The sequence below is a fragment of the Tsukamurella sp. DT100 genome (assembly GCF_049844855.1).
In the GTDB taxonomy this organism is placed as follows: domain Bacteria; phylum Actinomycetota; class Actinomycetes; order Mycobacteriales; family Mycobacteriaceae; genus Tsukamurella.
This window is the reverse complement of record NZ_JBNCLV010000002.1, coordinates 58895-81706: the sequence shown is the minus strand read 5'-3', so window position 1 is coordinate 81706 and position 22812 is coordinate 58895. Positions and strand designations below refer to the sequence as shown.

The window sequence follows — 22812 nt, the reverse complement described above, 5'->3', positions numbered from 1 at the left end:
TCTGGGGCCATGCGCCGCGCCCGCCTCATCCTGCTCGCGGGCTGCGTCCTCTACTCCGCGTGGATGATCGCACCGCTGCTGGGATCACAGCTGAGCCCGCTGTACTCCTACGTCAGCGAGACCGGTTCCGTCGGGCAACCGAACGCCCAATTCTTCCGCGCGACGGACCTGCTCGCCGGCACCGCCTTCGTGATCGCGGCGGCGCTCGCCCACCGCGCCGCGCGGCCGATGCCGAAGCTCGCCCTGGTCGCGCTCGTGGGCCTGTTCGTCCTGGGCGCCGCGACCATGTGCGACGCCCTCATGCCGCTCTCCTGCACCCCGACCGCCGACGCCGCGTGCGCCGCCCGCGAGGCCGCCGGCCAGGTGCCGCTCACGCACGTCGGGCACGCGGTCTCGTCGGGGATCGCGGGCTTCGGCGGAGTGGTCGCCGTGCTCGCGTGGGGGCTGTGGCGGCGGAGTTCCGGGTTCGACGGTGCGCGGCTCCCCCTCGGCATGGGGGTGGCGTACCTGCTGGCGACCGCGTGGACGCTGGCCGCGATGCTGGAACCCGCGCTCTACCTGGGGCTGGCCCAGCGCTCGCAGGTGCTCACGCTCACGCTGTGGCTGGTGCTTCTCGCGACGTCACCGCAGGCCCGGCGGCCTCCCGACCGGCAGCCTCGCGCTCAGCCGCCCGCAGAACCGCCTCGAGCAGACCGGGGTACGCCGCGTTCACCTCGTCGATCAGCAGCAGCTGCCGCGCCGTCGCGCCCAGATCGTCACGACGGGTGAGACCCGCCTCGCGCAGCACCTTGAAGTGATGGCTGGCGGTCGCCTTGGTGACGCCGTCGTAGAGCTCCGCGCAGACGAGCGGGCGCCGCTCGCGATGCAGCCGCCGCACCATCTCCAGGCGCACCGGATCGGCCAGCGCGCTGAGCACGGTGTGCAGCGGGACGGTGGCGGTCGCGTTGGTCATCATTCTCGTTCCCTGAGATAACGGTTTGATCTTCGTCGAACCGGGTGTAGTGTTGCGAACGGTTCGACGATCGTCGAACCACCACCGTACACCCGGAGGTAGGAATGAGCCTGGCGCAGCAGGTCGCGACACCGTCGACCCACGTCCACCCGCAGCGCTGGTCCTTCGCCCTCCTACTCACGCTGCTCGCGCTGGCCCTCGGCGTCTCCGGGCTCCCGTCGCCGCTGTACCCGCTCTACCAGCAGCAATGGCACATGTCCGCGCTGTCGACCACCATCGTCTTCGCCGTCTACGCGATCGGGGCGCTGGGCGCGGCTCTGACCGTCGGGCCGATCTCCGACGCCATCGGCCGCAAGCCGGTACTGCTCGCGGCCGTCGGCACGATCCTCGTGGGCCTGCTGCTGTTCCTGTTCGCCGGCGCCGAGTGGCAGCTGATCCTCGCGCGGTTCCTGCACGGCGCGGCCATCGGCTCGATCACCGTGGTCGCCGGGGCGGCCCTCCTCGACATCCGGCCCACCGACGGTGCCCGCAACGGCATGCTGTCCGGCGTCGCCCTCAACGTGGGCATCGCTGCCACCGCGCTGGGCGCCGCCGCCGTCGCGCAGTACGCGCCGCACCCGCTGCGCACGCCGTTCGTGACGATGGGCGTCGTGGTGCTCGCGATCCTGCTGGGCGTGATTGCGCTGATCGAACCGCACGTCGGGCGCACCGGCGAGCGGGTCCGGCTCAGCCGCCCCGGCGTGCCCGGCGAGATCACCGCCGACTTCTGGTTCTCCGGCATCGGGATCATCACCGCGTGGTCGGTACTCGGCGTGTTCCTCAGCCTCTACCCCGCGCTGGTGCAGCACGTGACCGGGCACGGCTCGGTGATCTTCACGGGCGGCCTCGTCGCGGTGATGGCCATCGCCTCCGCGGTCTCGCAGTTCATCGGCGGGCGCTACCCGGCCCGGCCGACCGCGATCGTCGGCGACATCGGCCTCGCCGCCTCGCTGGCGCTCGCCGTGGTGGCGGTGCGCTACGGCCAGACCTGGCTCATCGTGGTCGACACGATCCTGCTCGGCGCTACCTTCGGCCTCGCCTTCGGCGGCTCGCTGCGGCACCTCGGCTCCGTCGCGCCCGCGCACGCCCGCGGCCAGGTGATGAGCGCCTACTACCTGCTCGGCTACCTCGCGATGGGCGTGCCGACGGTGATCGCCGGCTACCTCGCCACGCAGTACAGCACCGCCACGATCTTCCCCTGGTTCGCCGCCGCCGTCGCCCTGGCCTGCCTCGGCGCCGCCGCGATCGGCCTGCGGGGTCGACGGTCCGCCGTCGTCGCGTAGGCGCAGGGCCAGTTCGGCGGGCGAGGCGCCCAGTGGGGCACCCAGTGGGGCGACGAGGTGATGGCACCTGCCTTGCCGCTCTCGGATTCTGTCCGTTTCGGACACGGTGTGACTGCCCGCCTCCGACAGGGGATGCGGCGTCCCAGAGGGGAATCGGCTCCGCGCGGGGGACGTGAGTACCCCCACGGCCCGCCAAAGGGGAATGCGCTCACCGTGGGGGATTCGGCGTCGCGCGGGGGACGACCGCTCCCCCACCCAACCCCGCGGCTTCCCGTGGGGGAGGTGGCGCCGCGCGGGGGACGGCCGAGCCCCCATGAAACGACCGGCTTCTCGTGGGGGACCGAACGTCGCACGCTCCTCTCGGCGCGGCGCGGGGGACGAACACACCCCATTGCCCCACGGTCGCCGATGCAGGTCGCCGATGCAGGTGGCGTATGCCGAGGGGCCGCGCTCGCCTGCGCGGCGCGGTGTCCGCGGGGCGTTGTCCATATCGGACAGAATCCGAGAGTCGCGCGATTCGCACATCATCCTCGCGGCCGCGCACCGCCCCCCCGCACCGAACCGCCCGTCGCCGCGGCGAAATCACCTGCAGCGCCGCGGGATCAGCCTCCGGGCGTACCCGAGGCGGGCGCATCGGTGGACGGCACCGTCGACGGCGAAGGCGCGGCGGACGTGGTCTCCGAAGCATCACCCTGCGCACCCGGCGGCAGCGCGCTGCCGGCGACCCAAGCGGCCCAGGGCACGGACCAGTCGCCGTTCTGCCACTGCTCCAGCGCGGGGCCGCCGGTGTTGCGGACCTCGACCACGTCGCCGGGCTGCGACAGCCCGAAGAACCACTGCGCGTTCGCGGGGCTCAGGTTGAGGCAGCCGTGCGACTCGTTGCGGACGCCCTGCGCGCCGATGTTGTCGAGCGCGTGCAGGTAGATGCCGTCGTTGCTGATCCGGGTGGCCCAGCCGATGGTCTGCTTGTAGCCCAGCCGCGAATTGATCGGCAGGCCGTAGGTCGACGAGTCCATGATCACGGGGTTCGCCTTGTCGAGCACCGTGTACACGCCGCGCTGCGTCCAGAAGTGGAACGTCTGCCCGTTGACGACCTCGTTGCCGCCCTGGCCCATCGACGTGGGCATCGACCGCACCATCTGGCCGTTGACGAAGACCTGCACCTGCTTGGTGTTGTCGTCGGCGATGGAGACGTGCGATTCGCCGATCGAGAACGCGATCGAGATGTCCTTCTCGCCCCACAGCCCGGGGCTGACCTCCTTGCCGAAGGCCTTGACCTCGATCGACACCTTCGTGCCCGACGGGTAGTAGTCCTTCGGCCGCCACGCGACCGTCTTGTCGGTGGTCCACATCCACGCGCCCTCGAGGGCCGGGGTGGTGGTGACCTTGAGCAGCTTCTGGGCCATGGCCCGGTCCTTGATCGCCTCGTCGAAGTGGACGACCGCCACCTGCCCGACGCCGTAGACGGCACCGTCGTTGAGCGACATGCCGCCCGTGTTCTCGAAGTAGGGCAGCGTCTTGTTCGTCTCGTCGACGGCGACCGTCGAGAACGTGGTGCGCTTCTCGCGCTGCTGGCCCAGCGTCTCGTACTTCGCGACCAGGGTGTACTGGCCGTTGTACTCGAGCGGCTTCGACGCCTTCCACGTCAGCATGTCCGTCGAGAGCGCGCCCTCCACGGCGACACCCTTCGCGTCGGTCAGCGTGACCGAGCCGAGGACGGCCTTGGCGATCGACACCGTGACGGGGGTGATGGGGCTGACGGCCTGGGCACCGTCGGCCGGGGTGACGGTGACCTCGGCCGGGTCGGGCGGCGGCGTGGACGGCCCCGCGCTCGTGCCGCCACCGGTCAGGTCGCCGATCGTGCAGCCGGCGGCCACCAGGGGCACCGCCGCAGCGGCGCCGACCAGGACCGCACGCCGACCGACGCGCTCGTTGAACATGCTCACTCGTGTTCCCCTCGCTGATTACATGCGAGTCTAACGATGAGTGCCGACATCGCCCTCCGGGTAGCGCTCCCGATGCATCGCCTCGGCCAGCGGGCGACGCTCGCGCCAGCCGAATCGCTCCAGGTCGGGGACCGTCTGCAGCGCCGTGACCGGCCCGACGCAGAGCCACGCCACGATGTGGACGTGCTCGGGCACGTCGACCAGTTCGCGCAGGAAGGGCTCGCGATAGAAGGACACCCAGCCCACGCCGATGCCCTCCGCGGTGGCCGCGAGCCACAGGTTCTGGATGGCCAGCGCGACCGAGAGCCGGCCGGTCTCGTCGATCGTGTGCCGGCCGAGGATGTGCGTCCCGCCGCGGGTGGGGTCGTAGGTCACCACGACGCCGGTCCGCGACGACTCGATCCCCTCGATGACGATCGGGTTGAAGGTGTCCTTGCGGTCCTCCGGCAACGACCGGGCGAAGTCCTCGCGGCACTCGCCGACGTGCCCGGCGAAGCGCGCGAGCGTCTCGGGCTCCTGCACCACGACGAAGTCCCAGGGCTGCGTGTTCCCGACGCTGGGCGCGCTGTGCGCGGCGCCGAGGATCCGCACGAGTCGCTCCTCGTCGATCAGCTCGCCGGAGAACTCGTTGCGCACGTCGCGCCGGCGCAGGATCGCCTCGAAGACGTCCATCAGGCCCCGTCGACCGAGACGGCACCGTCGGCCAGGGCTGCGAGGGCCCCGAGGCTCTCGCCCGTGAGGCGCTGCGTGGTCCACTCCGCCATCGGTACGGCGCCGATGGAGCGGTAGAAGCCGATGGCGGGGGCGTTCCAGTCGAGGACGGTCCACTCGAGGCGGGCGTACCCGTTGTCGCGGCACTCCTGCGCCAGGGCGGCGAGCAGCTTCTTGCCGTGGCCGCCGCCGCGCACGCCGGGGCGCACGTAGAGGTCCTCGAGCCAGATGCCGTGCGTGCCGGTCCAGGTGGAGAAGGTGCGGAAGTAGACGGCCATCCCGACGACGGTCTCGGCACCGTCGGACCCCGGCTCGGAGGCGATGCGCGCGAAGACGGCGGGCGCAGGCCCGAACAGCGCGGTGTGCAGCTGCTCGGCCGTGGCGACCGCGGACTCCGGCTCCTTCTCGTAAGCGGCCAGCTCGGCGATCATCGCCAGGATCTCCGGCACGTCGGCCGGCGTCGCGGGCCGGATCACTTGCCGCCCCCGGCCGCCGCGGCCTGCGCCGCGATCGCGGGCATGAGGCACTCGCGGACCACGCGGCCGGCGGTGTAGGGATCGTCGAAGCTGATCAGGCCGTCGGGCGCGAGCAGCACCGAATGCCCGACGCGGGCGAAGATCTCCGCGATCGGCTTCGGGTCGAACTTCGGCAGCTCGCCGCTCGACTGGAAGCCCGCGATGATGTTCGCGGCGAACTCGCGGCCGATCTCGATGACCATGCCGCCGCCCTGCGCGATCATCGGCAGGCCCACGACGACGTTGCCGTCGCCGATGCCGCGGATCAAGGGCCGGCGGTGCGCCTCGCGGAGGAACGCGACGAAGCCCTCGGTGAGCGCCTCCTCGACGGTGCTCAGGCCCTGGACCTGCTGTTCCACCGTCTTGAGCAGCTGCTCGGCCTCGTACCGGATGGCCTGCTGAACGAGGTTGTCCTTGCGGTTGAAGCGGCGGTAGACGGTGGCCACGCCGATGCCCGCGAGGTTCGCGACGTTCTCCATCGTGGTCCGCGAAATGCCGACGCTGCCGATGCTCGACACCGCTGCAGACAGGATGCTCTGCGCGGTCTGATCGTTTCTGCCGGGACTCACAACGTCCGATTCTAGGCGCAGTGGGACACTGGGGGCATGAGCGACGGTCCGACTAAGCCCAACCCCGTGCAGTACGTTCTGTACTCCTACGGCCGGAGCGTGCTGCCGCCGTCGATGCACGAATGGGTCGCCAACGATCTCGCGGGCCCCCGCGCCGCGCTGCGGACCGTCGTCCGATTCGCGATCCCGTGTCTGTTGATCCTGATCCCGTTCTGGTTCATCGACACCTCCGTGCTGAACCGCGCGACGATGACGCTGCCCATCTTCATCCCGTTCGTCTACTTCTCGATCGCGCTGAACAAGATCTACCGGCGCGGGCGGCTGCGGCACCACGGCCTCGACCCCGAGCTCGTCGACGTGATCGCCCGCGAGAAGGAAGCGGATCTGCACGCCGCGTACATCGCCAAGCACGGCCCGCGCGACGAGTACCCGCGCCACAGCTGAGCCTCCCCGCGCGCTGATATGTGATGCGCGTCCTACTATCGGTGACATGGCGCTCACCGAACTCGTTCAGAAGCTGGCCCTGAAGATCCCGACACCGCTCGTCGCGGGCGGCGCGAAGCTGCTCTTCGGGCTGCCCGTGCAGGTCAAGCACCGGCTCGGCACCCCGCAGACCGTCGAGGGCAACGAACTGGACCTCGACTCCCAGATCACGCTGCTCATGCTCAAGGCGCAGGGCGTCAACGGACTGGCCGAGTCGCGCGACGTCGAACACTCGCGGGCGTCGACCCGCCTGCTGAGCGCGGCCGTCGGCGCGGGCACGGCCCCGTCGGTCGGCGTGCGCGGGCTCATGGTCGACGGTGCCGCCGGCCCCCTCCCGGCGCGCCTCTACACGCCCGCCGGGCTCGAGGCCGGCTCGCCGCTGGTCGTGTTCTTCCACGGCGGCGGCTTCGTGCTGGGCGACCTCGACAGCCACGACGCACCCTGCCGGTACATCGCCGACCGGTCGCGGGTGCGGGTGCTGTCCGTCGACTACCGGCTGGCGCCGGAGACGATCTTCCCCGCGGCCGCGGACGATGCCGTCGCCGCCACCGCCTGGGCCCTCGAGCACGCCGACCAGCTCGGCGCCGACCCCGCGCGGGTCGCCGTCTCGGGCGACAGTGCGGGCGGCAACCTGGCCGGGGTCGCCGCGCGCGAGCTGGCGCTGGCCGGCGGCGCGCAGCCGGCGTTCTCCCTGCTCTTCTACCCCGTGACCGGCGCGGACCCGGCGAACCGCAGCCGCGAGACCTTCGCCGACGGGTACTTCCTCACCAAGGACGACATCGAGTACTTCCGGCAGGTGTACACGCCGGAGCCGGGCCAGGACACCGATCCGAAGTTCGATCTGCGGCACGCCGACGGCCTCGCCGGCATCGGGCGCACGCACGTCGTGGTCGCCGGCTTCGACCCGCTGCGGGACGAGGGCGCGGCGTACGCGCAGCGGCTGCGGGACGCGGGCGTCGACGCCACGACCCAGCTCGCGCCCGGCGCGCTGCACGGCTTCCTCAACATGGTGGGCGTGAGTGCCGACGCCCGGGTCGACGTCGACGCGGCGCTCGACGTGTTGACGGAGGTTCTCGTCCGCAGTTAGCGACAACAACTGTTGGCAGTTGCAGCTGCACGCGAACACGCATGTCACGAAAGGTGGCACCTGTACGCGTATACCCCGTATCGTGGGTTGTGCGGCCGCCATATGACGTCTCCCCCCACGTCGGTGGCTGCGTGATTGAGCCTTGATACCGGTTCCCCCTCCTCCCCCCATTCCGGGAGCCGGTATCAAGGCCTTTCGCGTTTTCGGCCCAGGTCGGCCGAGGTGGATACTGGAGGGGTGACGGATCTCGACCAGGCCCCCGCTCCGGCCGACGCACAGCCGGAGCAGGCACAACGCACCTTCCTCGACGTCGGCGGCATGACCTGTGCCGCGTGCGTCGGGCGGGTCGAGCGCAAGCTCAACAAGCTCGACGGGGTGCGCGCCGTCGTCAACCTCGCCACGCGGACGGCCACCGTCGAGCACGCGCCGACGGTCACCGTCGAGCAGCTGACCGGCACCGTCGAGGCCGCGGGGTACACCGCGGCGCCCAAGTCCCCGAATCCCCGCCGCGCGATCCTCGCCGAGGAGCGCGAGCGGCGCGACGTGCTGCGCCGGCTGATCGTCTCGCTGGTGCTGTTCGTGCCGGCCGCGGACCTGTCGATCGTGCTCGCGACCATCCCGTCGACGCGCTTCACCGGCTGGCAGTGGGTGCTGCTCGCGCTGAGCCTGCCCGTCGTGGCCTGGGGCGCGTGGCCACTGCACAAGCGGGCCTTCCTGGGCGCGCGGCACGGCGCGGCCACGATGGACACGCTGGTCTCGGTCGGCATCATCTCCGCCACCGCGTGGTCGGTGGTCACCGTGCTCACGCCCGGCCGCGAGCGGCCGGATCCGCACGGCTTCTGGAACGCGATCATCCAGTCCGATCCGATCTACCTCGAGGTCGCGATGGGCGTCACCGTCTTCGTGCTGGCGGGCCGGTACTTCGAGGCCTCCGCCCGCGCCAAGGCGGCGTCGGCGCTGCGGGAGCTCGCGACCCGCGGCGCCCGCGAGGTGTCGGTGCTGGTCCGCGACGGCTCCGAGCTGCGGATCCCCGTCGGCGAACTGCGCGAGGAGCAGCTCTTCGTGGTGCGGCCGGGCGAGACGATCGCGACGGACGGCGTCGTCGAATCCGGGTCGGCGTTCGTCGACAACTCCGCGATGACCGGCGAGTCCCGCCCCGTCCCCGCGGGCCCGGGCGACCGGGTCGTCGGCGGCACCGTCTGCCAGGACGGCCGCCTGACGGTGCGCGCGACCGCCGTCGGCGCGGACACCACCTTCGCCGCGATGCTCCGCCTCGTCGAGGACGCGCAGGCGACGAAGGCGCGGATGCAGCGCCTCGCCGACCGCGTCTCCGCCGTCTTCGTGCCCTGCGTCTTCGCCATCGCGGCGCTGACCTTCGTCGGCTGGCTTCTGGCCGACGGGGTCGACAGCGCGGTGAAGTCGGCGATCGCCGTGCTCGTGATCGCCTGCCCCTGCGCGCTCGGCCTCGCGACGCCCGTCGCGTTCATGGTGGCGTCCGGCCGCGGCGCGCAGCTCGGCGTGTACGTGCGCGGGCACCAGGCGCTGGAGGCCACCGAGACCATCGACACCGTCGTCTTCGACAAGACCGGCACCGTGACCACCGGCGTGCTCTCCGTGGCCGAGGTGAGCGTCGCGCGCGGGTTCACCGAGTCCGGCGTGCTGCGGCTCGCGGGGGCCGTCGAGGCGGCGTCCGAGCACGCCGTCGCGCGGGCCGTCGTCGCGCGCGCCGGCGACGACCTGCCCACCGTCGAGGACTTCCGGGCCGTCCCGGGCCTCGGCGCCACCGGGGTGGTCGACGGTGCCGTCGTGCGGGTCGGATCGCCGCGCTTCGTCGAACCCGGGGTCTTGTCCGGGGCCGTCGAGGCCGCAGCGGAAGCCGGGCGCACCGTCGCCGTCATCGAGGTCGACGGTGCCGTCGCCGCCGTGCTCGAGGTGGCCGACACGATCAAGGCCGACGCGGCGGACGCCGTCGCGCGGCTGCACGAGGCCGGGATCCGGACCGTGCTCCTGACCGGCGACAACGCCGCCGCGGCCACGAAGGTCGCCGCGCTCGTCGGCATCGACGACGTGCGCGCCGACGTGGTGCCGGACGGGAAGGTCGCGGCGGTCCGCGAGCTGCAGGCCTCCGGGCGGCGGGTCGCGATGGTGGGCGACGGCGTGAACGACGGCCCCGCCCTCGCCGCCGCCGACCTCGGCCTCGCGATGGGCACCGGTACCGACGTGGCCCAGAGCGCCGCCGACGTCGTGCTCATGCGCGAGGAGCTGTCCGCGGTCCCCGACGCGCTCGGCCTCGCCCGCGCGACGCTGAAGACCATCAAGACGAACCTGGTCTGGGCGTTCGGCTACAACGTCGCCGCGATTCCCGTCGCCGTGGCCGGCCTGCTGAACCCGCTCATCGGCGCCGCCGCGATGGCCTTCAGCTCCTTCTTCGTCGTGTGGAACAGCCTGCGCCTGCGCAAGTTCGGCACGAAATAGCCGCGCGGCCCGAGGTACAGGCATGCTCGCCGAATAGGTCATGCCGGACCTGCATAGCCCTATCTCTGCAGGTCACAACCGTATTCATCGGCGCACGTCATGCGGAATCCGCATAGCCTCCGCGATCCCGTCGGTCCACAGGTCAGCCGGGTATGCCGATTCTGCATGACTCGGTCGCCACGAAACACCGTGGCCTGCAGAAACAAGCGTATGCACAATTGGCATAGCAGTCGCCGCGCACAACCACTTCGATACGTGGCCGCCCAGCACCGTCAGGACGGCTGGCGTGCGGTACAGCTCAGAGCAGCTCGGGCTCGGAGTCCTCGTCACGGTTGCGCCACGCCCAGTGCAGCACCAGGCCCAGGGTGACCAGGGCGATCGCGGCCTCGTCGGTGGCCCAGGCGACGACGCCGCCGACGAACTGGTCGCGGTACAGGTCCGTCATCCACTCGAAGTCGAGGTAGAGGTACAGGCGCGAGCCGACGAGCCCGTCCATCGTCATGATGATGAGCGCGAAGACCATGGTGATCGGCATCATCGCCAGCAGCATGCCGATGCGCCCGATGAAGGGCAGCTCGCCCGGCACCGGGTCGATCTGGAAGACGCGCCAGTAGAACAGGAAGCCGGTGAACAGCAGCGCGGCGTAGATGGCCAGGTGGCCCCAGTGGTAGCGGCCAATGCTGTCGAAGAGCGGCGTGAAGTAGAGGCCGTAGAGCACTGCCGCGAATAGCCCGAGCTGCACGACGGGGCGCATCAGCACGGCGAAGGAACGCGACTCGAGGACCGTCGAGAGCCAGCGCGCGGGCGCCCCGGTCAGGGTGTCGCGCATCAGCGTGATCGGTGCGCCGAGCAACAGGAAGACCGGCACGATCGACGTCATCAGCATGTGCACCACCATGTGCACGCTGAACATCGCGTTGGAGTAGGTGCGCAGCCCGGAGCTGGTCAGCGTGAGCAGGAAGACGCAGCCCAGCACGAAGAACACGCTCCGGTACCAGGGCCAGGTCGAGGTGCGGCGGACCAGCAGGAGGTAGCCCACGGCGAGGGCGATCGCGAACGGCGCGAGGTTCAGGTCGGGGCGCCAGTTCCCGAGGAAGGCCATCGCGCTGGGCGGGTCCGGCAGGTTGTAGCCGAGGAAGTTCTCCCCCACCGTCGGCCGGCCACGCAGGAAGGGCGGGGGCGTCAGCTCGGATGCCGCGATCGCGGTGCCGAAAGCCGCCGTCAGGAGCGCCGCGGCAGCGGGCAGGGCGTGCAGCCAGTGCGCGGCGCCCGCTGCGAGCAGCAGCGCACCGGCGGCCAGGAGCAGCAGGCCGTACCAGGTGACCCACAGGTCGGAACCCGGCGCCATGACCAGGGCGATCACAACGCCGTTCAGCAGGGCCAGCGCGGCGAACAGCGGGCCGATCCAGCGCCGCTCCGGCCGGGCCGGCAGGCGCACCGCGGACCACAGCCCGCCGAGCCACAGCGCCGCGACCACGCCGAGGGTGGTGAGCGCCGCGGTGGTGTAGTCGTGGTTCCAGTTCTGCGCCTCGTTCGCCGTGACGATCGTGGCGAGCAGGCCGACGACGGCGGGCAGCAGCATCCAGAGGTGCGCCATCCACGACAACGCCGTGCGCAGCGCGACGTACACGATCACGGCGCAGACCAGGGAGACGATCCAGCCCTTGGCGGTGTCCGACGCGGAGATCAGGATGCCGAGGCCGCCCACACGGTAGGTGTCGACGAGGTTCTGGGCGGCGCTCTCCGCGGCCGCCAGGAAGACCATCGGGAGCGAGACGACGGCCCAGACGACGGCGTACCGTCGGGCCTGCAGCTGCGTGAGGTACCCGCGCAGACCGAGCTCACCGGTGTCGAGGGCTTTGGTCCGGAAGACGGCGTACGCCACCGCGCCGAAGGTCAGGGCGGCGGCGACGGTGCCGATCACGCGGCCGACGGCCGCCCCGTACGCGGTGAGCGCGCCCGGGTAGGCGTTGCCGTTGACGAGGTAGCGCAGCTCACCCTCGCTGCTGACCAGCCAGATCACGACGGCGACGGCGGCGAGGGAGCCGACGGCGAGCGCCGCGATGCCACCCGCGCGCGGTGCGCCCGGGGATCCTTCGATCATCGCAGCGGCGTCGGACTCCTGCGCCACTGTGGTCAAGTTACTTCGCGTCCTTGATCTTCTTCACGGACTTGTCGAGGAAGCCGTTGAACTCGCCGCGGTCCGGGTCGCCGCCGAGCTTGGTGCCCTGCACCGCGACGGTGTAGCCGCGCAGCGAAGCCACGCCGACGAGGACCTTCTGGTGGATCGGGAAGGAATCGGCGCCCTTGGTGCGAGTGCCGTCGAGCGCGATCTCGAAGGTGGCCTTCTGCTTGTCCGAGGAGACCTCCTTGGTGATGGCGCGCACCTTGATGGTGCCGCCCCGCGGATCGTTGGTCTCGATGGTCACGTCGGAGCACAGCTTCAGCAGGCCGACCTTGACGGTGTCGACATCGACGTCCTTGGCGACCAGCGTCTCGCTCAGGCTCTTGCGGTCCTGGTCGTGCACGCCGGCGACGGTGTCGCCGTCGCCCTGGCCGCCCTTGGCGGCGGCGAGGATGTTCTTGCACTCCGGCGGGGTGACCTTCGCGGAGCTCGCGAGGGTCAGGGGGTCGGCGCCGAGCTCGTTGGCCAGCCGCTGCTGCGGCGACGGAACGACGATGTAGCCGCCCGGGAAGTCGCTCGAGTTGAGGAGCAGCTCCGCCGACGAGGCGGTGGGCTTGGTGGTGGTGTCGGGGTCGGCGACGGCGACGCCACCGGTCAGGCCGGCGACCAGCGCGGTCGCGGCGGTGAGGGTGGCGGCACGACGCAGGCCCGCTCGCTTGAGGTCAGTGTTCGCGTTCATCGAATCCTCTATCCGTTCTCGTCGGCCCGGCGTTACCGCGCGGCGCGGCCGCGCAGCGCCATCCAGCCGAGGGCGGCCGCGGCCACCACGATCTCCGCCGCGGCGAAGACGATCATCAGGGTCATCCAGGGCTGCATCGCGCTCATCGAGTGGCCCATCGCCCCCATGTCCATGCCGGGCATCGAGTGGTCCATGCCGGCCATGCCGGAGTCCATCGCCGACATGAGCACCGGGTGCAGCGCGATCATGATGGCGCCCATCGCGGCGGTCCGGAGCCAGGCGCTCACCGTCGGGTTGCGGAACAGGCAGACGGAGCAGTGCGCGCAGCCGATCAGCATCGCGGCGACGATGAGCGAGACCACCCAGCTGTTGTCGCCGAGCATCGGCAGGTGCACCAGCGACGTCGCGAGGGCGACGGCCGCGCCGACCCACCCCCAGATCCGGATGGTGCGCGACGTGTCCGTGGTCTCCGCGTGCTTGTGCATCACGCGGGCCATCCTACCTGGCATTTCGCGGTGAGCAGAATCCCCGATCGGCCTGTGCGTGCGGCCGCCTCGGGCAACCCCCGTCGCTTGACCGGCTCCACACCTCGTGGTCGACTGGGCCCAGGTAATCGGCGTTACGAAACCAGCGCTTCAGCAGAACCGACCGATCGGAACGGGTCCGTCATGAACGCGAAGCACTTGGGCGCGATGGCCGCCGCCCTCCTCACCGCAGCCACCCTCACGGCGTGCGGGTCGAGCGACGACCAGCAGGACAGCTCCGTCGCCTTCTCCCAGATCACCGGCGACGACTTCACGTCGAATCCGGGCGCCTTCCAGACCGACGGTGTGCCCGTCCCCGAGAAGGGCGTCACGGTGGTCGGCGATCCCGTCGCCTCGCAGGCCGTGGCGAACGCGGGGCTCGAGCAGGGGACCGTCACCGCGAGCTCCGACGACGGTGCCACCGTCTTCTATCCGAAGGCGCCGCCGGTTCCGGGGCTGCCCGTCGCGGAGCAGGACGTCGCGCCGCCACCGCCGCAGCTCACCCGGCCCGTGAACACCCGCCCGTGGAACTACACGCCGCACCAGGTCACCGTCTACCGGCAGATCTGCGAGACCGGCCGGTGGAACCGCTGGGTCGCGGGCGCCGAGGTGCAGTCGCAGACCTGCTGGACCGTGTACGGCCGCCAGCTCGGCGTGCGTCCGTGGTACCCCGGCCAGCCGAAGCCCTGGGAGCGCCCGTCGTGGCCCAAGCCCTGGTACGAGCCGACCTTCCGCGCCGACGTCCCCGTCATGTGGGTCTACCCGCGCGACTGGAACCGCCCGCGCCCGCAGCCGATCGTCTCCGTCTCGATCGGGCTGAACGTGCCGCAGAATCCGCACGCCCGCCCCAACCCGCGCTTCCGCGACGACCCCTACCTCCCGGTGTGGGCGGTCACGCCCGGCCGGCCCGTCGCCGCCCGGGATCAGGCGCGGGTCGTCGCTCCGTGGTTGGCCTACGACGTCACGCCGACGGTCCGCTACACGTCGCCGCCCGTCTACCCGGGCACGGTCCTCGCAGCGCTGCCCACGTCGGGCCGCGCCGAGGTGATCACCGCACTCCCCGGCGCGGACGGCGAGTGGAATCCGAACCGGGATAAGACGGTGCTCGCGCCCTCCGCCCGGGCCATCGCGGGCGCGAGCGTCTACAACGGCACGCGCGCCGACGTGGTGCGCGCGCTGGGCGAGGACGTCGACGTGACGGTCGCGACGAGCCGCACCCGGCCGTCGACGACCACCACCACGACCACCACCCGGACCTCGAGCGAGAAGAGCGCGGACGCCACCTCGACCGCCCGGACGACGGATCCCGAGGAGACCGGGGCCGCGACGACGACGCGGACCACCGACCGCACGACCACCACGACGACCACCGAGAAGTCGTCCACGGCCACGAGTCGCGCGACCACCTCGTCGGCGGAGCCGACCACCACGAAGCCGGCAACCACCACGACGACTACGGCACCGTCGGCGACGAGGACCACGACGACCGCGCCGAAGACGACCACGACCGAGGTGCCCGTCACCACCACGCAGGCGGAGAAGCCGGCGACCACCACGACCGCGCCCGCGACGCGGACCACGACGAAGCCGGCCACGACGACCACCACCACGCCCGCGCGCTGACCGCACCCGGTGTCTTTTCGAGACGGTGTTGCAGTCTCGAAAACCGGATCCGCTGCAACACCGAGGTCCTCGCCGCCGAGTTCGACGACGCCTCCGCCACCTGGTCCCTCACCCTGAACACCGGCGAGACGATGACGGCCGACTTCGTCGTCTGCGCCACCGGCGTTCTGCACAATCCCGCGATCCCCGACATCGAGGGCCTCGCCGACTTCGAGGGCGACGTCGTGCACACCGCACGCTGGGACGACTCCCTGGTCACCGAGGGCCGCCGGATCGCCGTCATCGGCACCGGATCGACCGGCGTGCAGGTCGTCTCGGCGCTGCAGCCGAAGGCGAAGCACCTCACGCACTTCGTCCGATCCCCGCAGTGGGTGCTGTGGGCGCCGATGCGGCTGCCCCAGATCGGGCTCATCTCGGAGCTCTTCAAGCGGGCGCCGAAGGTCCTCGACCAGGTGCACCAGGGCCTGCTCTGGGGCTCGGGCATCCTCGCCGACATCGCGACGAAGCCGTCGTGGCGGCGCAGCGCGGTGCAGGCGTACGCCCGACTCTCGCTGCGGGCGCAGCTGCCGCCGGCGCTGCGGAAGGACCTCACCCCCGAGGACGAGCCGCTGTGCAAGCGGCAGGTCGTCTCCGGTACGTACTACTCGGCGCTCAAGGCCCGCAACGCCTCCCTGGTGACCGACGGCATCGAGCGGATCGAGCCGACCGGCATCCGGACCGTCGACGGGGAGCTCCACGAGGCGGACCTCCTCGTGCTCGCCACCGGCTTCCGCGCACACGACTACATGCGGCCCATGCGGGTGACGGGCCGCGACGGCGTGAAGCTCGACGACGCCTGGGCCGACGGTCCTCGCGCCTACCGCATGACGGCGATCCCCGGCTTCCCCAACCTGTTCACCGTCCTCGGCCCCAACTCGCCGACGGGCTCCATCTCCCTGCAGTTCTCGGCCGACCTCACGGCGAGGTACATCGCGCAGTGGCTCGATCGGTTCCGCCGCGGCGAGGTCCGGACGATGGAGGTCACCGAGGAGGCCACGGAGGGGTTCAACCGGCAGGTGGCGGAGGCCATGGGCCCGACGGTGTGGAACACCGGCTGCAACTCCTGGTACTTCACCGAGGGCGGGTCGATCGACCTGTGGCCCTTCGACCGGAAGACCATGGTGCGCATGCTGTCCGCGCCCGACGACGCGGACTTCCACGTCCGGCGGTCCGCCGACCGCACCTGACGATCACGGCGTCCCGAGGCGGGCGCGGAGGACGGAGAGGGCCCGGTGCTGCGTGAGCAGCACCTGGCCCTCGGCCATCGTGAGCACCTCGGCGCACTCGGCGACGCTGCGCCCCTGCACGATCCGCAGCAGCAGCACGATCCGCAGCTCGTCGGGCAGGCGGTCCACCAGGGACGCGCGGGCGCGCGACGGCGCGGCATCGGAGTCGATCATGTCGTGATCCTCCGCTCCGCGTGCGGCGAACATTCCTCCGCGCGGTCCCGATTCCGTCCCGATCGTGTCGCAACCCCTTGACAGCGCGCCGGCGACCCACCATTCTGAACAGAGTTCAGATACTGAACCTTGTTCAGATTGGAGGCCGTCATGGCCGCACCCTCACTCCTCGGGCGCCTGTCCAGCCCCCGCCGGGAGACCGATCCGCACCGCCTCGCGAAGGCCGTCGGCGGCCGCACCGTCCTCGTCACCGGCGCCTCCTTCGGGCTCGGCGCCGCCACGGCGGAGTCGTTCGCCGCCGCCGGTGCCACCGTCCTGCTCGTCGCGCGCACCGCCGACAAGCTCGACGAGGTCGCGGCCCGGATAAGGGCCGACGGCGGTACCGCCCACGTGCTGCCGGCCGACCTCACGGACCAGCGCGCGGTCGAGGACCTCGCCACTGCGATCCTCGACCGGCACGGCGCGCCCGACATCGTGATCAACAACGCCGGCAAGTCGATCCGCCGCTCGCTCACCCTGCAGCTCGACCGACCGCAGGACTTCGAGCGGACCGTCGACATCAACTACCTGGGCCCCGTCCGGCTCCTGCTGCGCCTCGTCCCCGCGATGACCGAGGCCGGCGGCGGGCGGATCGTCAACATCTCGACGGTCGGCGTCCGCATGCACCCCGGGCCGCGGTGGGGTGCGTACCAGGCGTCCAAGGGTGCCTTCGACACGTGGTTCCGCAGCGTGACACCGGAACTCCGGGCCCGGAACATCAGCACGACGTCGATCTACATGGCGCTGATCCACACCCGGATGAGCGCGCCGACGCCCAGCATGCGCCGGCTCCCCGGCCTCCACCCGGAGCACGCCGCGCAGATCGTGGCCGCCGCCGTGGTCGACGGCCCGCGCTCGCTGGCTCCGTCGTGGTCGTGGCCGCTCGACGTTGCCTCCACGGTCGCGGGCGGCGCCTTCTCCGCCGCGTACACGCTGGCCTTCCGGTTCGGCGAGGACTCGCCCTCGGCCCGTGCGGACGCGGAGGCGCTCCGATGAGCGCCGTCCCCGAGATCGTCCGCGCGGCGCTGGGTTCCGGCCTTCTGGTCCCGCCGCCGCCCCACCGGTGGCCCGCCGTCGCCCGCGGGCTCGGCTCCGGTGCACCCGGATTCGTCGCCCTGCTCCGCGTCGCCGCGGCGCGCGCGCCCGGTCGGATCGCGCTCGTCGACGACGAGGGCGCCCTCACCTACGGGGACCTCCTCGCCGAGGTCGGCGCCGCGGCGACCGCTCTGCACCGGAGCCACGGCGTCGCACCCGGGGAGACGGTCGGCGTCCTGTGCCGCAACGGCCGACGCTTCGTCGTCGCCCTCCTCGCGACGGCGTCCCTCGGCGCCAACGTCCTGCTGCTCAACACCGACTTCCGCGGCCGCGCCCTCGCCGCGTCGCTCGAGGGCCACGCCGTGCGGCTCGTGATCGCCGACGAGGAGTTCGTCCCCGCCCTGGACGAGATCCCCGAGACCACGATCGCCTCGTCCGCCCTGCGAGACCGCTGGGGCACCGTCGACCCCGCCCCGCGCGAGGGGCGGCTCATCCTGCTCACGTCCGGGACGACCGGCACTCCGCGCGGCGTGCCGCGCGATCCGGCACCGTCGACCCTGCTCGGGATGACCGCGAGCGTGATCGCCCGCACCGGCGCGCACGTCGGCTACCGGACCGCGGTGGCGGTGCCCTTCTTCCACGCCTTCGGCCTCGCCGCGCTCGCCCTCACGCTGGGCCTGGGCGGCACCGTCATCACGCAGTCGCGCTTCGACCCCGCGGTCGCGCTGGACCGGGCGGCGACGCACCGCGCCGACGCGCTGATGGTGGTCCCGGCGATGCTCGCCCGCATCCTGGAAGCCGCACCGCCCGAGAGCGTTCCGCCGGTCGTGCTGAGCGGCGGCTCCGCGCTGCTCCCCGCGCTCGCGGACCGGTTCACCGCCCGCTTCGGGGACGTCCTGTTCAACGGCTACGGCTCCTCCGAGGTCGCGCTCGCGACCCTCGCCACGCCCGACGACCTGCTGCGCGCCCCGGGCACCGTCGGCCGGCCGGTCGCGGGGGCCACCGTCCGGGTCCTCGACGACGACGGTGCGCCCGTCCCCACCGGGATCACGGGCCGGATCTTCGTCGGCGGCCGCCCGGCCGTCGGCCGGTACACGGGCGGCCCCGACAAGGCCCGCGTGGGCGCGCTGATCGCGACCGGCGATCTCGGCCACCTCGACCGGCACGGATTGCTGCACGTGGCGGGCCGCGACGACGACATGATCGTCAGCGGCGGCGAGAACGTCTACCCGCGCGCCGTCGAGAACGCCCTCGCGGCGCACGCCGGCGTCGCGGACTCCTGCGCCCTGGGCGTCGCCGACGCGCAGTACGGCCAGCGCCTCGTCGCGCTCGTGGAGACGGCGGATCCTGCTCGACCGACCGGGGATGCGCTCCGCGACTACCTGCGCGGATCCCTGTCCCGGTTCGAGCAGCCCCGCGACATCCACTTCGTCGCGGCGGTCCCCCGCAACGCCGCGGGCAAGGTCGACCGGCGCGCGGCCGCGGCCCTGCTCGCGACGCTGGAATCCGAGGGGGCAGCCCGATGACGGTCCACCTGTTCGACGTGGCGCCGCTGCGCCCCCTGGGCGGCGGGGAGGTGCCGACCCTCGCGCTCGTCGTGGTCGACGGTGACCGCGTGCTCGCCGTCGACGCCGGCTTCCCGGCCTCGGTCTTCGAGGATCCGACGCTGATCGGCTTCGAGCGCTTCTTCCTGCGGCTGCCGCATCGCCCCGAGGCGTCACTGCTGCACCGCCTGGAGTCGATCGGGCTGCGGCGCGAGGACCTCACCGACATCGTGCTCACGCACCTGCACAGCGAGCACGCCGCCGGGATCGTGGACTTCCCCGACGCCGCCGTGCACGTCGCCGCGACGGAGCTCGAGACTTCCCGGTCCGGCTCTCTGCGCGCGCGGATCTCGTACCGCTCCCGGTTCTTCGCGCACGGCCCGCGGTGGCGCCCGCACGCAGGGACGGGCGAGTGGCTCGGCGTCGGCGGCTGCTCGTGGATCACCGACGACGTGGTCCTCGTCCCGCTCCCCGGGCACACCGTCGGGCACTGCGGCGTGGCGGTGCGGCACGGCGACGCCTGGTTGCTGCACACGGGCGACGCCGGGTACGGCGACCCCCGCACCGGCGCGCCCGCCGCGTTCCCGCTCGCCCAGTACGAGAGGATCTCCATGGCCGCACCGGACCTCCAGGCGACCACCCGGGAGACGTTGCGGCTCCTCGCCGCCCGCGACGACGTCCACACCGTCTCGTCGCACCGATACCCGCCCCGCCTCCCGCTCGCCGTCGCGGAGGCCACCGAACGGAGTCCCCGATGACCGTCACCATCGAGCGCGTCACGATCGACGCCGAACCCGCACCCTTCGAGGCGCTCATCGCGCGACCGTCCACGCCGGGCGGCCCGCGCCCCTCCGTGCTCCTCGTGCACGACATCACGGGCGCGGAACCCGACATCGAGCGGAACCTCCGCATCGTGGCCGACGCGGGCTACCTCGCGATGGCGCCGCTGCTGTTCACCGCGGGCCCGAATCGCCTGGGCTGCATCGTCTCCACGATGCGCTCGCTCGGCACGGGCAAGGGACCCGCGTTCGCAGTGCTGGAGACCGCTCGCGACGCCCTGGCCTCAGACCCGCAGTCGACCGGCGAGGTCGCGATCACCGGCTTCTGCATGGGCGGCGGCTTCGCGCTCCTCGAGGGCGACGACCGGTACGTCGCGGCGGCCCCGTTCTACGGGAGTCTGACCACCTTTCGGGCCGTCACGGCGGACACCTGCCCCGTGGTCGGATCCTTCGGCGCCCGGGACCCGTTCCTCCCGTTCGGCGAGCGGCGCCTGCGGCGCGTACTCGACCGGCACGGCGTACCGTCCGACCTCAAGACCTATCCCGGCGTGGGCCACAGCTTCGCCAACCGGATCGACGCGGCCCCCGACGCGGTGCTGCGGGTCATGGGCCTCGGGTACGACGAGGCCGCCTCGGCCGACGCCTGGTCCCGCGTCTTCGCCTTCTTCGCGGCGCGTTTCGCGGACGGGGGCGCCGCGTGATCGACCGGGTGCACCACCTCAACTGCGGCACGCTGCGGCCCGTCGGCGCCCCGCCCATGGTCTGCCACGTCCTGCTCCTGGAGACCGACGCGGGGCCCGTCCTCGTCGACGCCGGGATCGGGCTGGCCGACATCGCGGCGCCCGCGGCCAGGCTGGGCGGCGGCCTCACGCGGGTGATCCGACCCGACTTCGCCGCCGCCGAGACCGCCGCCGCCCAGGTGGAGGCGCTCGGCTTCGCCCGCGCCGACGTCACACACATCGTCGCCACGCACCTCGACTCCGATCACACGGGCGGGATCGACGATTTCCCCGGCGCGACCGTGCACGCCACCGCGGCGGAGCTGCGGTCGGCGCGCGGGGCCCGCGGCATCCCGGCCGCCGTGCGGTACCGGCCCTGGCGGCATTCGCCCGAACCCGCTGTGGCGGCGTACGACGACTTCCGCGAGGACTGGTTCGGGTTCGCGGCGGCGCGGCTGACGCCGTTGGGCGACGACGCGCTCCTGGTACCGCTGCCCGGCCACACGCCGGGCCACGCGGGGATCGCGGTGCGATCCGGCGACGGCTGGATCCTGCACTGCGGCGACGCCTTCTACCACCGCGCAGCCGTTCTCGGCGGGCCCGTGCCCGCCGCGCTGCGCGCGGGTCAGTTCGTCTCCGCCACCCGACGGCGGGAGGCCCGGGCCACCCGGGACCGGCTCGCGGAGACCTTCGGCGACGGTGCCGGATCCGTCCGACTGCTGTGCGCGCACGATCCGGTGATGTACGCCGAGGCGGCGCGAGGCAGTATCGAGGGGTGAACAGGAGCAGGCCCGCCACGCAGTGGGGCGACCGCGACCAGCGCCGGATCGACATCCTCCGCGCCGGCGAGGAGCTCCTGCGCAGCGGCGGATACGCCGCCCTCCGCATGCGGGACGTCGCGGACGGCGCCGGGATCTCGCTCGGCACCGTCTACACCTATTTCGCGACCAAGGAGAACCTCTTCATCGGGGTCTTCGCCGAGCACGTGCTGCGGATGACGGAGCGGCTGCGCCCTCGGCTCGAGGAGGCGTCCGACTTCGTCGAGGTGTTCACGGCGGCGGCGAACGAGTACCGCGACGGCTATCCCGTCTTCGGCAGGCAGTTCGACGCGCTCGCGCTGGTCGAGACCGCGGACGCATTGCAGCCCGCCGTGGAGCAGGGCCTCCGGGACGCGACGGCCGGCCTCATCGGTGCGCTGGGCGAGGCCCTCGTCCGCGCGGGGTACGAGGGCGACCTGCGCCCCGCGATGGCCGTCCTGTGGTCGGAGGTCACCGGCCTCGCGAACCACTACACGACGGAGCGCAGGGAGTTCCTGGACGTCAGCTGGGACGAGGCCGTGGCGTTCGCCGCCCGGACCCTCGGGCGCGGCCTCGGCATCGTCGACCCCGCTGAGGGCCGCACCTAGAACCACACGCGGGCGAGCCAGGCCGCGAGGCCGAGGCCGCAGATCGCGACCGCGACGCGCAGCTTCCCGGCGTCGATCCGCGCCACGACGGGCGGGCCGCACCAGCCGCCGGCGAAGCCGCCGATCGCCATCGCGATCGCCGCGGGCCAGTGCACGGGCCCGAACACCGCGAAGCCGAGGGCCGCCGCGAGGTTCGCGAGACCGAGGGCGTAGCTCTTGAGCATCGCTGCGCGCCACAGGGGTTCGGACGTGGCCAGCAGCGTGAGCGCCAGGATCATCACGCCGGCGCCCGCGCCGAAGTAGCCGCCGTACACGGCGACCAGGAAGACGCCGACCGGGTAGAACCGCGCGAGCCGCTGCACCGCGGGGCGCTCGTGCAGGTGCGGCTGAAGCAGGATCGCGATCGCCGCGATCGCGATGAGCGCCGGCACCACCCGCTCGAAGGTGCTCCCCGGCGCGAGGAGGAGCAGCGCGGATCCGGCGGTCCCGCCCGCGATCGCGAGCACGGCCAGCGTGCGCATCTGCGCGCGGTCCTTGGCGAGCTCCGAGGCCGACGAGGCGATCGATCCGCCGCCCACCGCCACCATCGCGACGGTGTTGGTCACGTTGGCCGCGACCGGGGAGAGGCCGAACGCGAGCAGCGCGGGGTAGGAGACGATCGAGGCGAGCCCGGTGATGTAGCCGATGAGCCCGGCCCCGAACCCGGCGACCACCAGCGCGGCCACCGTCAGCGCCGTCATCGGCTCCCCATCGTCCGCACTGTACTGCGCGAACGGCGTCG

Annotated in this window: 22 protein-coding genes and 1 pseudogene; 13 read left to right on the top strand and 10 right to left on the bottom strand. The window is 72.2% G+C overall.

Features of this window, described 5'->3' with window-relative positions; translation table 11 throughout:
* The first annotated feature begins 9 nt into the window (after nt 1-9).
* The gene (locus ACLQ3K_RS04150) at nt 10-768 is read left to right on the top strand and encodes a DUF998 domain-containing protein (protein ID WP_425997244.1); all 759 of its coding nucleotides are present in this window, start codon (nt 10-12) and stop codon (nt 766-768) included.
* Nucleotides 769-820: 52 nt separating this feature from the next.
* Here ACLQ3K_RS04150 and ACLQ3K_RS04145 read toward each other — a convergent pair.
* Nucleotides 821-880, bottom strand: a pseudogene (locus ACLQ3K_RS04145) (ArsR family transcriptional regulator); the annotation flags it as partial.
* A 176-nt stretch (nt 881-1056) separates the two neighbouring features.
* On the opposite strand from ACLQ3K_RS04145, the gene ACLQ3K_RS04140 reads away from it, so the two are divergent.
* On the top strand, nt 1057-2274 hold the full coding sequence (locus tag ACLQ3K_RS04140; protein ID WP_425997242.1) for an MFS transporter: 1218 nt from the start codon (nt 1057-1059) through the stop codon (nt 2272-2274).
* A 602-nt stretch (nt 2275-2876) separates the two neighbouring features.
* Here ACLQ3K_RS04140 and ACLQ3K_RS04135 read toward each other — a convergent pair.
* The 4 genes from ACLQ3K_RS04135 to ACLQ3K_RS04120 are packed head-to-tail and all read right to left on the bottom strand — an operon-like array spanning nt 2877 to nt 6015.
* Nucleotides 2877-4214, bottom strand: coding sequence for an Ig-like domain-containing protein (locus tag ACLQ3K_RS04135; RefSeq protein ID WP_425998123.1), 1338 nt, complete (start codon nt 4212-4214; stop codon nt 2877-2879).
* Between the two features lie 36 nt (nt 4215-4250).
* Nucleotides 4251-4892, bottom strand: coding sequence for a 5,6-dimethylbenzimidazole synthase (gene bluB, locus ACLQ3K_RS04130; RefSeq protein ID WP_425997240.1), 642 nt, complete (start codon nt 4890-4892; stop codon nt 4251-4253).
* Nucleotides 4892-5407 carry a GNAT family N-acetyltransferase gene (locus ACLQ3K_RS04125; protein WP_425997238.1) on the bottom strand — a complete coding sequence of 172 codons (516 nt, stop codon included), beginning with the start codon at nt 5405-5407 and terminating at the stop codon, nt 4892-4894. Before ACLQ3K_RS04125 ends, bluB begins: the two co-directional genes overlap by 1 nt.
* A complete protein-coding gene (locus ACLQ3K_RS04120; RefSeq protein ID WP_425997236.1) occupies nt 5404-6015 on the bottom strand; it encodes a TetR/AcrR family transcriptional regulator in 612 nt (203 codons plus the stop codon). The genes ACLQ3K_RS04125 and ACLQ3K_RS04120 overlap by 4 nt, the downstream gene beginning before the upstream one ends.
* 36 nt (nt 6016-6051) lie before the next feature.
* Between ACLQ3K_RS04120 and ACLQ3K_RS04115 the strand changes: the two genes are divergently transcribed.
* The 3 genes from ACLQ3K_RS04115 (at nt 6052) to ACLQ3K_RS04105 (ending at nt 10060) form a co-directional block, all read left to right on the top strand.
* Nucleotides 6052-6459, top strand: a complete 408-nt coding sequence (locus ACLQ3K_RS04115) for a DUF5313 domain-containing protein (RefSeq protein ID WP_425997234.1) — start codon at nt 6052-6054, stop codon at nt 6457-6459.
* A 46-nt stretch (nt 6460-6505) separates the two neighbouring features.
* Nucleotides 6506-7585: an alpha/beta hydrolase gene (locus ACLQ3K_RS04110; protein WP_425997232.1), complete on the top strand. Its 1080-nt coding sequence runs from the start codon at nt 6506-6508 to the stop codon at nt 7583-7585.
* A gap of 237 nt (nt 7586-7822) precedes the next feature.
* Nucleotides 7823-10060 carry a heavy metal translocating P-type ATPase gene (locus ACLQ3K_RS04105; RefSeq protein ID WP_425997230.1) on the top strand — a complete coding sequence of 746 codons (2238 nt, stop codon included), beginning with the start codon at nt 7823-7825 and terminating at the stop codon, nt 10058-10060.
* Between the two features lie 298 nt (nt 10061-10358).
* Here the strand turns inward: ACLQ3K_RS04105 and ACLQ3K_RS04100 are convergent, their stop codons facing one another.
* The 3 genes from ACLQ3K_RS04100 to ACLQ3K_RS04090 are packed head-to-tail and all read right to left on the bottom strand — an operon-like array spanning nt 10359 to nt 13412.
* A complete protein-coding gene (locus tag ACLQ3K_RS04100; RefSeq protein ID WP_425997228.1) occupies nt 10359-12191 on the bottom strand; it encodes a cytochrome c oxidase assembly protein in 1833 nt (610 codons plus the stop codon).
* A gap of 10 nt (nt 12192-12201) precedes the next feature.
* Nucleotides 12202-12924 carry a hypothetical protein gene (locus ACLQ3K_RS04095; RefSeq protein ID WP_425997226.1) on the bottom strand — a complete coding sequence of 241 codons (723 nt, stop codon included), beginning with the start codon at nt 12922-12924 and terminating at the stop codon, nt 12202-12204.
* A 32-nt stretch (nt 12925-12956) separates the two neighbouring features.
* On the bottom strand, nt 12957-13412 hold the full coding sequence (locus tag ACLQ3K_RS04090; RefSeq protein ID WP_415678372.1) for a hypothetical protein: 456 nt from the start codon (nt 13410-13412) through the stop codon (nt 12957-12959).
* A 180-nt stretch (nt 13413-13592) separates the two neighbouring features.
* On the opposite strand from ACLQ3K_RS04090, the gene ACLQ3K_RS04085 reads away from it, so the two are divergent.
* Nucleotides 13593-15071: a hypothetical protein gene (locus tag ACLQ3K_RS04085; RefSeq protein ID WP_425997224.1), complete on the top strand. Its 1479-nt coding sequence runs from the start codon at nt 13593-13595 to the stop codon at nt 15069-15071.
* The gene (locus ACLQ3K_RS04080; RefSeq protein WP_425998121.1) at nt 15068-16297 is read left to right on the top strand and encodes a flavin-containing monooxygenase; all 1230 of its coding nucleotides are present in this window, start codon (nt 15068-15070) and stop codon (nt 16295-16297) included. The genes ACLQ3K_RS04085 and ACLQ3K_RS04080 overlap by 4 nt, the downstream gene beginning before the upstream one ends.
* Nucleotides 16298-16300: 3 nt before the next feature.
* Here ACLQ3K_RS04080 and ACLQ3K_RS04075 read toward each other — a convergent pair whose 3' ends face one another.
* Entirely contained in the window at nt 16301-16510 is a 210-nt protein-coding gene (locus ACLQ3K_RS04075) for a sigma factor-like helix-turn-helix DNA-binding protein (protein WP_425997222.1), read from the bottom strand.
* A 150-nt stretch (nt 16511-16660) separates the two neighbouring features.
* Between ACLQ3K_RS04075 and ACLQ3K_RS04070 the strand changes: the two genes are divergently transcribed.
* Genes ACLQ3K_RS04070 through ACLQ3K_RS04045 form a run of 6 tightly spaced genes read left to right on the top strand, consistent with a single transcriptional unit; the run spans nt 16661 to nt 22031 of the window.
* On the top strand, nt 16661-17545 hold the full coding sequence (locus ACLQ3K_RS04070; protein ID WP_425997220.1) for an SDR family NAD(P)-dependent oxidoreductase: 885 nt from the start codon (nt 16661-16663) through the stop codon (nt 17543-17545).
* Entirely contained in the window at nt 17542-19110 is a 1569-nt protein-coding gene (locus ACLQ3K_RS04065; protein ID WP_425997218.1) for an AMP-binding protein, read from the top strand. The genes ACLQ3K_RS04070 and ACLQ3K_RS04065 overlap by 4 nt, the downstream gene beginning before the upstream one ends.
* Nucleotides 19107-19886 (top strand): MBL fold metallo-hydrolase, encoded by a 780-nt coding sequence (locus ACLQ3K_RS04060; protein WP_224644863.1) that lies wholly within the window; start codon nt 19107-19109, stop codon nt 19884-19886. Before ACLQ3K_RS04065 ends, ACLQ3K_RS04060 begins: the two co-directional genes overlap by 4 nt.
* Nucleotides 19883-20608 carry a dienelactone hydrolase family protein gene (locus tag ACLQ3K_RS04055; RefSeq protein ID WP_425997216.1) on the top strand — a complete coding sequence of 242 codons (726 nt, stop codon included), beginning with the start codon at nt 19883-19885 and terminating at the stop codon, nt 20606-20608. The genes ACLQ3K_RS04060 and ACLQ3K_RS04055 overlap by 4 nt, the downstream gene beginning before the upstream one ends.
* A complete protein-coding gene (locus ACLQ3K_RS04050) occupies nt 20605-21405 on the top strand; it encodes an MBL fold metallo-hydrolase (RefSeq protein ID WP_425997214.1) in 801 nt (266 codons plus the stop codon). The genes ACLQ3K_RS04055 and ACLQ3K_RS04050 overlap by 4 nt, the downstream gene beginning before the upstream one ends.
* Entirely contained in the window at nt 21402-22031 is a 630-nt protein-coding gene (locus ACLQ3K_RS04045; protein ID WP_425997212.1) for a TetR/AcrR family transcriptional regulator, read from the top strand. Before ACLQ3K_RS04050 ends, ACLQ3K_RS04045 begins: the two co-directional genes overlap by 4 nt.
* Here the strand turns inward: ACLQ3K_RS04045 and ACLQ3K_RS04040 are convergent.
* Nucleotides 22028-22771 carry a sulfite exporter TauE/SafE family protein gene (locus ACLQ3K_RS04040; protein WP_224644859.1) on the bottom strand — a complete coding sequence of 248 codons (744 nt, stop codon included), beginning with the start codon at nt 22769-22771 and terminating at the stop codon, nt 22028-22030. The genes ACLQ3K_RS04045 and ACLQ3K_RS04040 overlap by 4 nt on opposite strands.
* Nucleotides 22772-22812 lie beyond the last annotated feature (41 nt).

Bases quoted from the DNA above. Each gene is read 5' to 3' on its own strand.
- ACLQ3K_RS04150 (WP_425997244.1), top strand. From the start codon at position 10: ATGCGCCGCGCCCGCCTCATCCTGCTCGCGGGCTGCGTCCTCTACTCC.
- ACLQ3K_RS04140 (WP_425997242.1), top strand. From the start codon at position 1,057: ATGAGCCTGGCGCAGCAGGTCGCGACACCGTCGACCCACGTCCACCCG.
- ACLQ3K_RS04065 (WP_425997218.1), top strand. From the start codon at position 17,542: ATGAGCGCCGTCCCCGAGATCGTCCGCGCGGCGCTGGGTTCCGGCCTT.
- ACLQ3K_RS04070 (WP_425997220.1), top strand. From the start codon at position 16,661: ATGGCCGCACCCTCACTCCTCGGGCGCCTGTCCAGCCCCCGCCGGGAG.
- ACLQ3K_RS04060 (WP_224644863.1), top strand. From the start codon at position 19,107: ATGACGGTCCACCTGTTCGACGTGGCGCCGCTGCGCCCCCTGGGCGGC.
- ACLQ3K_RS04135 (WP_425998123.1), bottom strand. From the start codon at position 4,214: ATGTTCAACGAGCGCGTCGGTCGGCGTGCGGTCCTGGTCGGCGCCGCT.
- ACLQ3K_RS04085 (WP_425997224.1), top strand. From the start codon at position 13,593: ATGAACGCGAAGCACTTGGGCGCGATGGCCGCCGCCCTCCTCACCGCA.
- ACLQ3K_RS04110 (WP_425997232.1), top strand. From the start codon at position 6,506: ATGGCGCTCACCGAACTCGTTCAGAAGCTGGCCCTGAAGATCCCGACA.
- bluB (WP_425997240.1), bottom strand. From the start codon at position 4,892: ATGGACGTCTTCGAGGCGATCCTGCGCCGGCGCGACGTGCGCAACGAG.
- ACLQ3K_RS04095 (WP_425997226.1), bottom strand. From the start codon at position 12,924: ATGAACGCGAACACTGACCTCAAGCGAGCGGGCCTGCGTCGTGCCGCC.
- ACLQ3K_RS04055 (WP_425997216.1), top strand. From the start codon at position 19,883: ATGACCGTCACCATCGAGCGCGTCACGATCGACGCCGAACCCGCACCC.
- ACLQ3K_RS04040 (WP_224644859.1), bottom strand. From the start codon at position 22,771: ATGACGGCGCTGACGGTGGCCGCGCTGGTGGTCGCCGGGTTCGGGGCC.
- ACLQ3K_RS04115 (WP_425997234.1), top strand. From the start codon at position 6,052: ATGAGCGACGGTCCGACTAAGCCCAACCCCGTGCAGTACGTTCTGTAC.
- ACLQ3K_RS04075 (WP_425997222.1), bottom strand. From the start codon at position 16,510: ATGATCGACTCCGATGCCGCGCCGTCGCGCGCCCGCGCGTCCCTGGTG.